Genomic DNA, 15,011 nt, shown 5'->3' with positions numbered 1-15,011 from the left:
CTCCTGCGTGGGTGAAGTCTATTTCTCTGCCTGGCTCGCGCCTCAACGCCGATGGCGGCCGCCGATCAGCGCGACGATCTCATCGAACAAGGCCGTGTCCAGACCCTGGGACAGGTCGGTGGCCAGGCAGCGGCGATAGAAGGGACTGAGGTCCAGGCCCACGCCCAGGCCGAGAACCTCTACCTGTCCCTGCTGGGCGCGCCGGGCCACCACCGCCTTGAGGTGATTGTCGAGGTAGTAGGCGTCGTTGGCCAGGTTGGTGGCGCCGTCCGAGGGGCAACCGTCGGAGATCACGATCAGGATGCGCCGGTTCTCGGGCCTGGCCAGCAGCCGCTCGCAGGCCCAGTCCACCGCCTCGCCATCGATGCCCTCGCGGAACAGGTCGGGCTTGAGCAGGGCGGCGATATCGCTGCGCGCGCGACGCCAGTTGCGCTCGGCGCCTTTGAACACCAGATGGCTGACCTCGTTGAGGCGCCCCGGCCCGCGCGGGCGCCCCCCGCTCAGCCATGCCTGGTAGGCGCGGCCGCCGTTCCAGGCCCCGGTGGTGAAGCCGAGCAGCTCGCTGCCGACGCCGATCATCTCCAGGGCGCGGATCAGGCTCTCGGCCAGCATGGCCACCGCTAGCGCGTGGTGCTTCATCGAGCCCGAGCAGTCGATCAGCAGGCTGACGACGCAATCGGTACCCGGCTTGATCTGATCCTGATAGAACAGACGCCGCTCGGTGGGCGAGCCGACCAGCTGGGCGAGGCGGCGGCCGTCGATGCGGCCTTCCTCCTGGCCGAACGCCCAGCCATCGTGGCGGGGCTCCCAGAGCACGGCGCCGAGCCGACGCGCCAGCCGGGGCAGGTTGATGCCCTGCTCGGCGGTGGCCCGGTCCAGGCGTTCGCGGTTCTCGCGCAGCAAGGCGCGGCGTACTAGGCTGCCGGCCGCCACCTCGCGATCGAAGCGCGTGGTGAAGACCCGATAGGCGAGGGCGGCCTCCTCGAAGACCTTGCTATGACCGGTGCGGGCGGCGGCAATGGCGTCCTCGTCGCCGTCGCCCTCGTCGAAATCCAGCAGCAGGGCGAAGCCGCCGGTGGCGTCCTCTGCGGCCTGATCCGGTGCGTCGTCATCCCCTTCGACTCGGGCACGCTCGGCCCGGACCCGCTCGCCGACGACCCGGGCGATCGCCAGGGCGTGCTCGGCGAAGGCCGCCTGATCGTGGCGGTACCGGCGAATGCCGGCCAGCGCCGTACCCAGCTCGCCCACCAGCGAGGCGCGGGTGCCCTCGATGTAGTCTTCGGTCTCCTCCAGCACCGGTCGGGCCTGCAGCCGCGACCAGCACATCTGCGCCACGCTGTAGAGCAGCAGGCCGATCGTGCCCTCGGTCAGCCCGGAGCGATAGAAGTGCCGCGACCAGTTCGTGAAACGCTGGTGCAGGTTGGCCACCATGCCCAGCATGTCGTCAGGGGCGCGGGTCTCCACGCGGAGCTGCTCGAGCAGCTCGAAGACCAGTCGCTCGACCGGGTCTTCCGGGCACAGCCGGCGATGCAGCGTCGCGTCGGAGTGCAGCAGGCGCAGGGCCATGCCATCGGCGGCGGCCCGGCAGTCGGTGAAGTCGTCCTCGGCGGAGTCGATGCGCAGGTGCGGTGCATGGGCCGGCAGGCGGGACTCGCCCCGATAGAGGTGCCGGCCGCGATAGTGCAGGCCGGCGTCGCCGGTGATCGCACGCAAGCTAGCCGCGCAGAGTTCCTCGATCCGCTGCTGACGGAGCGCCTGCTGCTGGGCGCTGGCGGTCATGAAGCGGACGCCTCGCGCATCCAGGACTCGTCCAGTTCCTCGCCGAAGCAGCGCTGGTAGTACTCGGCGACGAGGGGCCGCTCGGCCTCGTCGCACTTGTTGAGGTAGGAGAGCCGGAAGGCCAGTGCCGGGTCGCGGAAGATCTCGCAGTTCTCGGCCCAGGTGATCACCGTGCGCGGCGACATCAGGGTGGACAGGTCGCCGGTGGCGAAGCCCTTGCGGGTCAGGTCGGCCACCGCGACCATCGCATCGATCAGCGCCCGGCCCCGCTCGCTGGCCTTGGCCGGCACTCGGGCCACGACGATCTCGATCTCCTCCTGGCGGGGCAGGTAGTCGAGCTTGGCGACGATGTTCCAGCGGTCGATCTGGGCATGGTTGAGCACCTGGGTGCCGTGATACAGGCCGCTCAGGTTGCCGAGCCCCAGCGTGTTGGCGGTGGCGAACAGCCGGAAGTGGGGGTGCGGGTGAATCACTCGGTTCTGGTCGAGCAACGTGAAGTTGCCGTCGCGCTCGAGAATGCGCTGGATGACGAACATCACGTCCGGGCGCCCGGCGTCGTACTCATCGAAGATCAGCGCCACCGGCCGCTGCAGCGACCAGGGCACGATGCCTTCCTGGAATTCGGTGACCTGCATCCCGTCGCGGATCACGATGGCGTCCTTGCCGACCAGGTCGAGGCGGCTGATATGGCCGTCCAAATTGACCCGCAGGCAGGGCCAGTTGAGGCGCGCCGCGACCTGTTCGATATGCGTCGACTTGCCGGTGCCGTGCAGCCCCTGAACCATCACCCGGCGGTTGCGGGTGAAGCCGGCGAGAATCGCCAGGGTCACGTCGGGGTTGAAGCGATAGGCCGGATCGACTTCCGGCACATAGTCGTCGCGTTCGCTGAAGGCGGGTACTTCTAGATCGCTGTCGATGCCGAACAGCTCGCGTACGGAGAGCATCCGCTCGGGCCGGGCATTTATGAGGTCGGTCATGTCGGTCTCCCTGGAGCGACGAAGCAATGGCGTCAATCATAGTCTTGTTTCTAAAAAACATGCAAATCGTATCGTTTTTTGAGATTTTTCATTGACGTTGACTAGTGGTGGCACTAGTTTTTCGATTGATTCCATTAAACGGAATATCCGGTTTCGTTATTGGCTTCGATGGCGCCATGTTTTCAAGTCCCGTTTGCGGCCGAAGAGGCGGGTGTCATCGCATTCGAGAGGCGCTGTGATGAGAGATTTTCTGGTGATCGGTGGCGGCGTCATTGGGATGCTGACCGCTTGGCAACTGGCCGAGGCCGGCCACTCGGTGACTCTGCTGGAGCGCGGGGAGTGCGGCAAGGAGGCTTCCTGGGCCGGGGGCGGTATTGTCTCGCCATTGTATCCCTGGCGTTACAGCGAACCGGTCTCGCAGCTGTCGCGCTGGTCGGAGAGCCGCTATCCCGCACTGGCGGAGCGCTTGAAGGAGGAGGCCGGCATCGACCCCGAGTTTCGTCGGCGCGGGCTGCTTTATCTGCGGGTGGACGATGCGCACCGAGCCAGGGCCTGGGCGCGGCGCATGAATAAGCCCTTGGTGCCGGTTGACGCCGACTTCGTCTATGCCAAGGAGCCGCACCTGGCCAGCGGCTTCGACGGCGGCCTGTGGATGCCCACGCTCGGCAGCATTCGCAACCCGCGCCTCGGCCGGGCGCTGCGGGCCAGGTTGGCGAGCCTACCGAAAGTGACGCTGCGCGAAGGCTGCGCGGTAGAGCGCTTCGTGATCGAAAGTGGGCGGGTCAGTGGTGTGATGACTGCTCAAGGGCGCGTCGCGGCGGGGCGGGTGATCGTCTGCGGTGGCGCCTGGACGGGCCGGTTGTTGGCCCAGGCCGGGGTGCGACTGCCGGTGCGCCCGGTCAAGGGTCAGATGATGTTGTTCAAAACGCCTACGACGAGTGGCTGCCGGCAACTCCTCGAACGGGTGGTGCTGGCCGACGGACGCTACCTGATCCCGCGCTCCGACGGTCGCGTGCTGATCGGCTCGACCCTGGAAGAGGCCGAGTTCGACAAGACCCCCACCGACGAGGCACGCGCGTCGCTGCATGCCAGCGCGGTGGCCATGTTGCCGGCGCTGGCCGAGTGCGAGGTGGAGCATCACTGGGCGGGGCTGCGCCCCGGCTCACCGGAGGGCGTGCCCTTCATCGGCGCGGTGCCCGGCATCGAAGGGCTGTTCGTCAACGCCGGACACTATCGCAACGGCCTGGTGCTGGCGCCGGCCGCGACTCGCCTGTTGGTCGATCAACTGCTGGGGCGCGAGCCGATCGTCGACCCACGACCCTACCGCCTGCCGGTCGATGCGGCACCTGCGCGGCCAGTCCATTCTGCGCTGGACCAACAACCGGCCCTCAACTGGTGCTAAGCCGCCGGGTCGTCGCGGACTACCCTCGAAGCCATCCACTCAACGTCCGCGACCGTGGACAACGAACATAGGAGAGCGACATGGGTCAGGTCGGTACCGAACTACTGGAAGCGTTCAGCGATGCCCTGAATCGGCATGACATCGATGCGGTGATGGCGATGATGACCGAGGATTGCGTGTTCCACGCCATCGCCGGGCCAGAACTGCAGGGCAAGAGCTTCGTCGGGCAGGCGGAGGTGCGCCAGGCCCTCGAGAACGCCTGGAAGACGGCTCCCGATGCAGCCTGGGTCGACGGCGTGCACGTCGCCGTGGGTGATCGCGGCTTCACCGAAAGTACCTACCAGGGCACTACCGTGGATGGCGCCCGCTCCGAGGCGCGCATGATCGATGCCTTCACTTTCCGTGACGGCAAGATCGCGGTCAAGAACGCCTTCCGCAAGAACCGCCCGCCGGTGAGTGCCGACAACGTTTGAGTTCGCTTCGCGGCATGCCGACTTCGAGGAGTCCGATCATGGATACAGCAGTGAGGAAGGAGCGGATGGGGCATGGGCGTGGCACCGCGCCCTGCCAACCCTATGATCCGGCTTACGACCCCCTGAAGAGCGCCACGCCGGGGCAGGGCCGCGACTACGCGCCCACCTACTGGATCGACACGGCGGGCGAGCCGCCTGCCGACGACGGTCCGGTGGCCCACGACATGGATGTCGACGTCGCTATCATCGGCTCCGGCTTTACCGGCCTCACGGCGGCGATCTTCCTGGCCCAAGAATACGGCATCAAGGCCACCGTGCTTGAAGCGAATCGCTCAAGCTGGGGCTGCAGCACGCGCAACGGCGGCCAGGCGCAGTGCGCCTCGGGGCGTCTCAAGCGCTCGCAGTGGATCCAGCGCTACGGCAAGGACGTGGCGCTGAAGCTGCATGCCGAGTGCGTGGCGGGCATGGCCACCTTCAAGGAGTTGATCGCGGACATCGACTGCGATCCCCAGCCCGGCGGCCATCTGTTTATCGCCCATCGCGACCGGGTCATGCCCGCCCTGGAGAAAGAGGCCAAGCTGCTGCGCGAAGTGTTCGACTACGATGCGCGGATCCTCGATGCCGACACGGTCAAACGCGACTGGGTGGGCGATCAGGAGGCGGCCGGTGCCATGCACGAGCCCGAGGGCATCGGTATCCATGCCGGCAAGCTGGCCTTTGGTTATCTCGAGAAGGCGCGGGCGCTAGGCGTCAGGGTGCACCCGGCGAGTCCGGTGCAGGGCTTCGAGACACGCGACGGCGTGCATTACCTGCGCACGCCCGGTGGGGTGGTCAAGGCTCGCGCGGTGGGCATCGCCACGGGGGGCTACACTTCCCAAGGCCTACATCGCGAACTCAAGAACCGCTTGCTGCCGATTCTTTCCAACTCGATCGTGACGCGGCCGCTGACGAGCGAGGAACTGAACGCCTGCAACTTCAAGACCACCCAGGTGCTGACCGATACCCGGGTGCTGCGCCATTATTATCGTCTGCTACCCGACAATCGATTGCAGATCGGCAGTCGCAGCGCAGTGACTGGGCGCGACGCGCCGCACAAGAAGTACGAAGACCTGCTGATTGGTGATCTGTATCGCAAGTTTCCCGCGCTCACAGGTATCGAAATCGATTATTCCTGGTGGGGCTGGGTTGATGTCAGTCACGACATGATGCCGCGCATCCACCAGCCCAACGCTAGTGAGACCGTATATTACGCGCTGGGTTACGGCGGCAATGGCGTGATGTACTCCGCCCAGGCGGGACGCCGACTGGCGCAGTGGATCGCTGGGCATGGCCAGACGCTGGACCTGCCGATCTTCACCTCCAGGCTACCATTCCCCAACGTTAGGGAAATGATCGAATCGCAGGCCTTCGCCCCGTTTCGACGAATCGGCCAACGCGCGCTGTATCGCTGGTATCACCTGAAGGATGAGGTGCTATAACAAAGGCGGCTAGCTCTGCTGCGCTGAGCGAGACCGGGTTTTTCGCGCCATGGCCATGTCGAGTGACCATGGCGCTCTGCATTGCGCGTCAGTCTGGCTTGATGGCTCGGGGCAACAGCTTGGCCAGGCGCTCGATGCCGGGTTCGATGCGCGACTCCGGGATAGCCGAGAAGCCCAGGCGAAAGTACTCGGGGCGCGGCGCGTCGAAGAAGTGCAGGCTGCCGCACTCGATCAGGATGCCCTGTTCGCGAGCCAGGGCACTGAGGACGGCGCAGTCGAGGTCCTCGGGGCCGCGTACCCAGAAGCAGGAGCCGCCGTAGGTCGGTGGCGCCGAGGATTGTGGCATGTGCCGGGCCAGGGCATCGCCCAGGCACTGCCAGCGGCGATGGAAGACCTGGTGGATCTGGCGCAACAGGGCGTCGTGATAGCCGCGGTCGAGGAACAGGGCCACGGCGCGCTGGTTGTTGGTCGGTGGATGGCGCAGCATCAGACGACGCAGGGCGCGCGCCTCGCGAATCAGCGCTGGCGGGCCGACCATGTAGCCCAGTCGCAGCCCCGGGGCCAGGGTCTTCGACAGGCTGCCGACGTAGATCACCCGATTGTGACGGTCGAGGCTTTTGAGCGCGGGGGTGGGGTTGTTGAGATAGTTGGTCTCACTTTCGTAGTCGTCCTCGATGATCAGGAAGTTGTCGACCTCGGCCATGTCGAGCAGCTGGCGACGCCGCTCCAGCGGCATTGTCACCGTGGTGGGGGATTGGTGGCTGGGCGTGACGTAGACCAACTGACAATTGGCGATCGCCGGGTCGGGGCGCATGCCCTGGGCATCCACCGGCAATAGCAGCAAGTCGTCGGTGAAGGTGCGCGCGATGTTGTACACATCGACATAGCCGGGGTTCTCCATGCCGAAGCGTCGTCCCGACTTCAACAGCAGCATGCAGACAATCCATAGCGCCTGCTGCGCCCCCACCGTGACCAGTATCTCATCGGGCGAGGCCCACACGCCGCGACGTGGTAGCAGGCGCTTATGAATCTGCTCGATCAGCAGCGGATCGTCGTCGTTAAGATGGTCCACCGACCAGCTACGTATGGCCGGCACACTCATCGAATCGCGGCTGCATTCGCGCCAGTGCTGGGTGGGGAAGAGCTCGGGGTCGATCTGGCCATAGAGGAAGGGATAATCATAGCGATGCCAGTCGCTGGGCTTGTTGATGGTCTGCTGCTGCGAGGGTCGCATGGTCAGCAGTTCCTCCCACGGCAGACGCTCGGCATCGATGTCGTTCAGCCGCTCAGGCTTGGCAGCGCGCCCCTCCAGGATCTCGGGATTGACGAAATAGCCGCTGCGCCGCTTGGCGATCAGGTAGCCATCGTCGAGCAACTGCTCGTAGGCGAGCATCACGGTGTTGCGCGCGATATGCAGCTCCCCGGCCAGCTTTCGGCTCGAGGGTAGCGCCTCGTCGAGCGGGAGGTGGCCATCGAGAATGGCGCGCGCGATCTGCTGGCGAAGCTGCTGCTGCAGGCTGGCCGGCAGGTTGGTGTCGAGGTGGAAGAGAAACTGGCTCATAGGTTGTCATCGTATTGAGAACATGGAGCTTATACGCGATGTACCGAATAACAACTATATCGATATCCATAGTCGCGGGGAACGCGCTGCCCGGCATGAAATTCCGTTCTTGTCTCTCTTCCTCATAAAAGACCAAGGAATGAAATCGACCCTGCCTTCGTAAGCAGTCACAGGCCTTATACTAAAGGCTCAGAGATGCCTCACGGGCACCAGCGATACACCGAAAACCCAAAAGTAGGAGCCATCAGACAGGGGCGGTCCCATTAACCTGTTGAATTCATGGCCACATCATCTCCCTTGATCTGTGCAAATATAAGTGCCTGCAGGATGGCATCGCCAAAACCTGGCGTGCACGATGAGGTTTGGTGCCATTGATTGGGAGCAACTGGCACTATCTGAATCGCTTGCAACGAATTACGTTGAAGAAAAGCCGATATATGAATGGAAGTTGAACTCCTGCTTGCGAGAGATGCTGTAAGGCGGAATTTTATGAGGAAACGAGGGCTTGCAGAGACAATTCGAGTTGCACCCGTACAGCAGTTCGACGAGCGTGAAGGGTCGAAGATACTTCTTGAGAATTTTTTAAACGGGCTGAGCTTGAATTATGGCGCCTGATAGAAGGCTGAGGATGAGCCGTGGCATGACTGTGGATGATAAGAAATAAAAAATGGAAAGGTAGGGGGGCTCATGGTGATATGGAAAGGGATCGGAAAAGTCATTGACTCTATCGCTGAGCTAATGGGGCGTATTGGCTGGCTGCTTGTCATGTATTGCATGCTTTTTGGCGTCGCTGATGTCTTCTTTAGATACGTTTTAAATTCTGCCTCCCAATGGATTGGCGCCTCGATCCAGGCAGCGATGGTGCTTATAGCCTGTATGGGCGGCGCCTATGCCTTGAAGCATAATGCTTTCATTAAGTTGGATCTTTTTTACGCAAATTTTTCTAAGCGAAAAAAGGCGGCATGCGATATAGCCACTTCAATATTTACTTTTTGTTTCCTTGGGGCGCTTATCTGGAAAGGGATAGATGCAGCACGGCTGTCGATCATGCTGAATCAAATGACAACCACAGCGATTCCTATTCCGATATACCCTATTAAAACAATTATACCGATTTCTGCGTTTGTTGTATTGCTGGTGGTTATTAAGCAATTCTTTTGTGATGTTAAAACCTTGCTGGGAAGAGAAAAGCAAATAAGAGAATCACGGGCATGAGCGTCGTGATGAAATCGCAGAGTGAATCTGTCTGAAGGAGTATTGATTATGACAATTAAAAACCGTACTGCACTTAATGCTGCTCTTCTCGGCTTGGGTGCGCTGACCCTCTCAAGTTCCATCGCAGTAGCTCAAGAGTCCGGCCCACCAGAAGAAGTGACTCACTGGGTTTTCCAGCCGGCATTCGATTCTTCCGATGCGGGGTGGGATAACGGGTTGATGCCATGGGTAGAAGCTGTCGAGGAAGCCACCGAGGGCACGGTGCAAATAGAGGTCCAGCCTGCGGGGGCACTCGTCAGTGGTGGAGAGGCATTCGGGGCCGCTGTTGCCGGCATGACGGATGGATATGCTGGTTGGGCGACAGTCTATGGGGGCGTAATGCCAGAAGGTATGCTGGCGTATGGGCTTCCGATGGGGGCCGAGAGCACTGAGCAGGCCTGGGAGTTGATGTGGGGCGACCCGGATTACCGCATCGGTGAGTTAGTACAAAAAGCCGCGCATGAGCGAAATCTTCACTGGGCTGGCTGGACTAATCAGGGTCCAAACGCGATGTTTACAACTTTCCCTGTTGAAACATTGGAAGATTTCAAGGGCAAGAAAATGCGCGCTGGCGGGCCACAGGCTCTGTTCCACGAAGCCATTGGCGGTGTGCCTGTCCCGATGGGCGCTGGCGATATTTACACAGGGATCAAGCTCGGTACTATCGAAGGTACTTACTGGGATACTGGTGGTATAGATGACATGTCCTTCGATGAGGTTGTTGAGTATGCCATCATGCCTGGTTGGAATCCCGCTCAGCACCAAGAGATTTATGTGAATCTGAATTCATGGAATGCATTGACGCCATGGCAGCAGGAAAAAATCGAAGGAGTTTTTAAGTCCACCTACTTTGAAACCAGCAAGTTGCATGCAGAACAAGCGGATGCTGCGCTGGAGGATCTGAAAGCGGCAGGAGGCCAGGTGATTAATCTTTCCGATGAACAGGTCCAGAAGATGCGCAGGATCTCGATTGAAGAAGTGTGGCCTAAGATTGCTGAAAAGTCAGAATTGAATGCCAAAGGAGTTGAGCTCTATAAAAAGTATCTTCAGGAGACCGGCAAGCTCTAAAATTATGGCGCACCAGTTCTTTTACTGACGCTTTTTGCCATGTGTGTCTGCCGGTTGTGTTGGAGGGCAGGCACACTTTACGTCTTGCGCCATGTGATTGAAAAGATTGTATGTCGAACTCTCCAGGATTGATGGCCTTCGATGGTCCATTATGTCCTATAGCTCGAATCACCGTGATGGATTTGGTCTGGCTCTAGAAGGTGGCGTTTCTTGAGTTTTTCGGCTAAAACCATAACGGTCTTGGCCCTGTTTCTACAGTGGAATGTCAACTTTTACTGGCTAAGGTAATCCTATGAGCCTGCCGATTGTTACAGCACTATACTTTGTATGCCTTTTTGCGACTCTGTTCCTCGGGCTTCCGGTTGCATTTGGATTGGGAGGCACAGCCGTAGTGTTCGCATTTTTTTTCGAGCCGCAGGCATTGTTTGCAGTTCCTAGTGCGTTTTACTCAACGCCTTGGAGCTCTATACTCGTGACGGTGCCACTTTTCCTGTTTATGGGTAGTTTGATACGTTTTTCTGGTATTGCCGATGCAGCGTATGAGGCAGTATATAAACTGATAGGGCATATTCCGGGAGGCTTGGCCATCGGAACAGTCCAGGTAAGCACTATCTTTGCGGCCGTCACTGGTATAACGCCTCCTGCCACCATTACCATGGGGCAGATCGCTTATCCATCGATGATGAAATACGGTTACGATCGCAAGATAGCGATTGGTTCAATTGGAGCTGGCGGTGCCCTAGGGGCACTGATTCCGCCTAGTGTGCCATTCATTTTTTACGGGCTACTAGCTGATGCTTCCATCGGCAAGTTATTCCTGGCTGGGCTTATGCCGGGCCTTATGCTGGCTGTCTTCTACTCGATATATATCGGCGTAAGGTGCAAGTTCCAGCCTCATATCGGGCCGGCCCTGCCTTCAGAGATTAAATTTTCTCGCCGCGAAAAGGCTCAAGCTGTTCTAGGCATATGGCCATTCATAGTACTGATTTTTATTGTGTTGGGAACGATCTGGGGCGGGATCGCAACACCTGCAGAGGCCGCTGCTTTTGGTGCCACGGGGGCCCTTCTCATCAATCTTGTTAACCGCAAGATGACTTGGGATATAATGAAGGACTCGCTTGCTACGACAATGAAGCTAACCGGTATGGGGCTGTGGATCCTTATCGGGGCCAATATCTTCCTAAGTATGTTCAATACGCTGGGAAGCCAGGAGCTGATCACAGCCGCAGTCATGGCTATGCCTGGAGGGGTTAACGGCATAATCCTTCTTATGATGCTCATCGTTCTTGTGCTTGGCACAGTAATGGATGATTGGGCTATTATAATGTTATGTACGCCGCTTTTCCTTCCTATAATAGAGTTGCTGGGTGTCGACAAGATCTGGTTCGGTGTCCTCTTTATGGTAAATATTCAGGTCGCTTATCTTACTCCCCCGTTTGGTTTTGTACTTTTTTGGATAAAGAGCATATTGCCGCCTGATGTGAGCTGGGGCGATGTGTATGGCTCCGTTGGTCCATTCGTCATGTTACAACTTCTTGGCTTGGGGCTGATATTTTTCTTCCCGGAAATCGCACTGTGGCTGCCTAGGTTTCTGGAAGAATAAAAGCTAAATAGCCGAACAGATTCTGCAGTGTTCCGGTATCGGCGAGCCGGAGCACTTGGCGAGCGTTGGCGTTGAGTGCCTCCACACGCTCCCCGGCGTCGGCGAGAATCTCCAGGACCAACTGCAGATTCGGCTGGTCTTCAAGACCCGCTGCAGCACTCTCAACGACGAAGTTCGCCACCCGCCCCAACGATAATGATCGCTGAGAGGGCTGCGGATATGATTAGGGAGGATTACATAGAAACGAGACAGGCCGCGGCTGGGCACCGGCGACGGTCGATGATGTCCCGTAAGGAACTGGGCGACGCTAACTCATGACCGGCGAACTGGCCAGCATGCCGTCATCCAGCAGTATGATGAACAGGGCCACCAAGATCAGCCATCGCCCCGAGGATAGCTAATGCGTCTACGGATTCTATCCGACCTGCATTTGGAGCATTTTGAAGGGGAGCGCGACCTGCCGGACATCGGCGTCGATGTCGTTGTGCTCGCCGGGAATATCCACCGCCAGGCGGAGGGTTTGGCTTGGGCCGCCGAACGCTTTTCCGGCACGCCGACGATCTATGTGGCCGGCAATCACGAATATTACGGTAGTCAAATCACGCGATTGCGCAGCCAGCTCTATGAGGATGCCCATCGGCTGAACATTCACTTTCTCGACAACGACACCGTGACTCTCGGCGGTGTGCGCTTTCTGGGCACCACGCTATGGACCGATTTCGCCCTGTATGCCGACGAACTTGAGGGCGTCCAGCTCTCCCATGACCTGGCCTGCCGACGCATGCCGGATTTTCGCATTATCGAGCACCCGGAAGGCGAAACTTTTACCCCCCAAGCCAGCCAATTCCTGCATCGTCAAGCGCGAGACTGGCTGGAGGCCGAACTCGCCAAGCCCCATGATGGCCCGACGGTCGTCGTTAGCCACCATGCGCCGCTGGCCGTCTGCATTCCACCGCGATATCGCGGCAACGCCTTGTCCCCGGCCTTCGCTTCAAACCTGGAAGATCTAATGGGGCAAATGGCGCTATGGATTCACGGCCATGTGCAAGAGACGGTGGATACCAATGCCAACGGTACCCGCATTATCGCCAATCCTGGTGGCTATCCCGACGAGTTCGAGGAGCCGTGTTTCATGGCGGATCGAGTGGTTGAAGTGTGAAGACAATTAACGGCGGCATAGGCACGGACCTGATCTGACGGCCTGATCGATGCGTAGGCGATCCATGCAACAAGAAAGGCCGCTCCGGTATCCGGAAGCGGCCTCGATGGAGCACGGTTGAATCGCCAGGGCGGGACGTTAGCCCATGATCAGCGAGCTGGCCAGCATGCCGCCGCTCAGCAGCATAACGAATAGGATCAGGGCGAGAATGAAGGGTTTCACACCAAGCGCCTTGAGTTTCTCCACGCGGGTCTCGAAGCCCAGCGCTGCCATCGCCATGGTCAGCGCGATCTGACCGATCAGCACCAGGCTCTGATGCAGCATCGGCGGCAGGGTGATCACGCTGTTGGCGACGACCATGGCCAGAAATCCGAAGGCGAACCAGGGAATCACCAGGCCGCCGCGCGCGGCGTCGCTACCCTCGACGGCGTGGCGACGCATCCACCACTGGCCGACGATCAGCAAAAAGGGTACCAGCAGCATGACGCGCACCAGCTTGACGATCACCGCATTGGCCAGCGCCTGGGGACCGATGGCATCGCCGGCGGCGACCACCTGGGCGACCTCATGCACGGTGGCGCCGATATAGATGCCGTAGAGTGCCTCGTCCATACCGCTGAGCGGGTAGAGCAGTGGGTAGACCAGCATCGCCAGGGTGCCGAACAGCACCACCGTGGCCACCGCCATCGAAGTGGCGGCGGGGCGCGAGCGAATGGTGGTCTCGGTGGCGAGCACCGCGGCGGCGCCGCAGATGGCACTGCCGGCGCTGGTCAGCAGGGTGGTTTCGCGATCGAGACCGAGCAGCCGGGTGCCGATCCAATAACCGACAAACAGCACGCAGATGATCACCATCAGGTCCAGCAGCAGCACCTTGGGGCCCAGCGCGACGATCTGCTGTAGCGTCAGTGACAGGCCGAACAATACAATGCCGCCACGAAGCAGCCAGCGGGTGGCGAACTTGAGGCCCGGCTGGGCCGAGGCGAGACGGCTGGCGCCGGGCAGATTGCCGACCACCAAGCCCAGCAACAACGCGAACACCAGCGGGCTGATGCCGCTATCGGCCAGGCCGGGCAGGCGGGTGAGCCCGAAGCCGGCCAAGGTCAGTGCGGCACAGATCGATAGGCCTTGCCACATGGCGCAGTCTCCTCATCGGTGTTGTATTGAGGATCAGCATAGGGGCAAATATATCTAATAGTTATCAGCTAATAACGATATGCCAGTTCGGTAAAAGCGATATGACGCCGAGCGTGACTTTCCGCCAGCTCCAGCTCTTCGTCGCCTGTGGTGGCGTCAGCAACTCAACGACGTGGGCCGTCGTCTGCTACCGCAGGGCGAGTGCAATCCTAGGCGATCTGACACCGCCCCGGCGACGCTTCAACCCGGCCAGTGCAGCAGCACGGCGATCGCCGCGAAGTGCCCGGGGTACCAGGCCAGCCACAGCTTGCGCGGCATTCTGGCACCGGCAGCGATTTGCGGCACCCGGCTGGCGGCACCGGCGGCCAACAGTAGCACCGCCAGGCAGGTCGCCACGGTGAAGGCCTTGGCCATGTCGGAGTTGTTCATCAGCCCGGCGACGAGCAGCACCGGCAGTGTCGCGGCCGTGGCGCCAAGCCGCTCGCTCAGGGTTTCGGCGGGCTGATTCAATGCCTGCAGGGCGAGCATATAAAAGGGAATCAGCAGCAGGCCGCGATGGCCGTATTCGACCCACGGGCCGACCAGCCACCAGATGGCGAGCGAGGCGGCCACCGCCAGCCAGGCCTTGATGGCTTTTCCCCAGGCGTGTTTGTTCGTGCTTACCGTAAAAAGCGAGCGGCGCGCCAGTTCGTACAATAGAGTGCCCCAGCACAGCCCCAGTGCCAGTGTGAAGCAGATATTCAACTGAAAGCCGTAACGCGGCATGCTCATGTAGGGCAACTGGGCGAGCAGGCCGATCACCAGAATGCGTCGCGCATAGCGCATCGGATCGCGCGTGTTGAACAGCGCGTGCCAGGCGACCATGGCGGCGAACAGCGGAAAGGCGATGCGCCCGATCGACGAGCTGGCCCAGCCGACATCCCAGCTATAAGGCATCAAATAGCGAGTCACGTGGTCCACGGTCATGGTGATCAGGGCCAGCCATTGGCCCCAGCCGACCCAGGCCGACGAGGGGCGCTGGGTATCGCGCAGGGTTTGGGTGGAGCGCATCAGGGTGGGCTGCCTCGGGGCGGATAGCGGCATCGACGTCTCCGTTGGGTGCGTCGTTGGTGGCATGCTGATC

Annotated in this window: 13 protein-coding genes; 7 read left to right on the top strand and 6 right to left on the bottom strand. The window is 60.6% G+C overall.

Translation table 11 applies throughout. From position 1 onward, the window contains the following. Nucleotides 1-42: 42 nt before the first annotated feature. Together BLR92_RS14925 and BLR92_RS14920 are read right to left on the bottom strand one after the other, a co-directional pair. On the bottom strand, nucleotides 43-1,713 hold the full coding sequence (locus BLR92_RS14925; RefSeq protein ID WP_217636597.1) for a cobaltochelatase CobT-related protein: 1,671 nt from the start codon (nucleotides 1,711-1,713) through the stop codon (nucleotides 43-45). Nucleotides 1,714-1,775: 62 nt separating this feature from the next. Next, entirely contained in the window at nucleotides 1,776-2,756 is a 981-nt protein-coding gene (locus tag BLR92_RS14920; protein ID WP_089729988.1) for an AAA family ATPase, read from the bottom strand. A 238-nt stretch (nucleotides 2,757-2,994) separates the two neighbouring features. Between BLR92_RS14920 and thiO the strand changes: the two genes are divergently transcribed. From thiO to BLR92_RS14905, 3 genes are all read left to right on the top strand, one after another. Continuing rightward, nucleotides 2,995-4,158 (top strand): glycine oxidase ThiO, encoded by a 1,164-nt coding sequence (gene thiO / locus BLR92_RS14915; RefSeq protein WP_089729986.1) that lies wholly within the window; start codon nucleotides 2,995-2,997, stop codon nucleotides 4,156-4,158. Nucleotides 4,159-4,238: 80 nt separating this feature from the next. Further along, a complete protein-coding gene (locus BLR92_RS14910; protein WP_089729984.1) occupies nucleotides 4,239-4,631 on the top strand; it encodes a nuclear transport factor 2 family protein in 393 nt (130 codons plus the stop codon). A gap of 38 nt (nucleotides 4,632-4,669) precedes the next feature. Further along, nucleotides 4,670-6,109, top strand: coding sequence for an NAD(P)/FAD-dependent oxidoreductase (locus BLR92_RS14905; RefSeq protein WP_089729982.1), 1,440 nt, complete (start codon nucleotides 4,670-4,672; stop codon nucleotides 6,107-6,109). A gap of 88 nt (nucleotides 6,110-6,197) precedes the next feature. Here BLR92_RS14905 and pdxR read toward each other — a convergent pair whose 3' ends face one another. Beyond that, complete coding sequence (gene pdxR / locus BLR92_RS14900; protein WP_089729980.1) at nucleotides 6,198-7,670, bottom strand: MocR-like pyridoxine biosynthesis transcription factor PdxR; 1,473 nt, start codon at nucleotides 7,668-7,670, stop codon at nucleotides 6,198-6,200. 687 nt (nucleotides 7,671-8,357) lie between these two features. Between pdxR and BLR92_RS14895 the strand changes: the two genes are divergently transcribed. From BLR92_RS14895 to BLR92_RS14885, 3 genes are all read left to right on the top strand, one after another. Then, nucleotides 8,358-8,885, top strand: coding sequence for a TRAP transporter small permease subunit (locus tag BLR92_RS14895; RefSeq protein WP_089729979.1), 528 nt, complete (start codon nucleotides 8,358-8,360; stop codon nucleotides 8,883-8,885). Nucleotides 8,886-8,906: 21 nt separating this feature from the next. Continuing rightward, a complete protein-coding gene (dctP, locus tag BLR92_RS14890) occupies nucleotides 8,907-9,992 on the top strand; it encodes a TRAP transporter substrate-binding protein DctP (RefSeq protein WP_139171607.1) in 1,086 nt (361 codons plus the stop codon). 292 nt (nucleotides 9,993-10,284) lie between these two features. Beyond that, complete coding sequence (locus BLR92_RS14885; protein WP_089729975.1) at nucleotides 10,285-11,595, top strand: TRAP transporter large permease; 1,311 nt, start codon at nucleotides 10,285-10,287, stop codon at nucleotides 11,593-11,595. Here BLR92_RS14885 and BLR92_RS20140 read toward each other — a convergent pair. Next, a complete protein-coding gene (locus tag BLR92_RS20140) occupies nucleotides 11,576-11,776 on the bottom strand; it encodes a hypothetical protein (RefSeq protein WP_340148223.1) in 201 nt (66 codons plus the stop codon). The genes BLR92_RS14885 and BLR92_RS20140 overlap by 20 nt on opposite strands. A 219-nt stretch (nucleotides 11,777-11,995) precedes the next feature. Here BLR92_RS20140 and BLR92_RS14875 point away from each other — a divergent pair, with 219 nt between their 5' ends. Then, a complete protein-coding gene (locus tag BLR92_RS14875) occupies nucleotides 11,996-12,754 on the top strand; it encodes a metallophosphoesterase (protein WP_089729971.1) in 759 nt (252 codons plus the stop codon). Nucleotides 12,755-12,892: 138 nt separating this feature from the next. Here the strand turns inward: BLR92_RS14875 and BLR92_RS14870 are convergent, their stop codons facing one another. Further along, nucleotides 12,893-13,888 (bottom strand): YeiH family protein, encoded by a 996-nt coding sequence (locus BLR92_RS14870; RefSeq protein ID WP_089729969.1) that lies wholly within the window; start codon nucleotides 13,886-13,888, stop codon nucleotides 12,893-12,895. A 240-nt stretch (nucleotides 13,889-14,128) separates the two neighbouring features. After that, entirely contained in the window at nucleotides 14,129-14,938 is an 810-nt protein-coding gene (locus BLR92_RS14865; RefSeq protein ID WP_245704232.1) for a TraX family protein, read from the bottom strand. Between the last annotated feature and the right edge of the window lie 73 nt (nucleotides 14,939-15,011).

Source organism: Modicisalibacter muralis (assembly GCF_900102945.1).
Classification (GTDB): domain Bacteria; phylum Pseudomonadota; class Gammaproteobacteria; order Pseudomonadales; family Halomonadaceae; genus Modicisalibacter; species Modicisalibacter muralis.
Note: the sequence above shows the minus strand (reverse complement) of the source record. Positions and strands in the feature narration are given on the sequence as shown.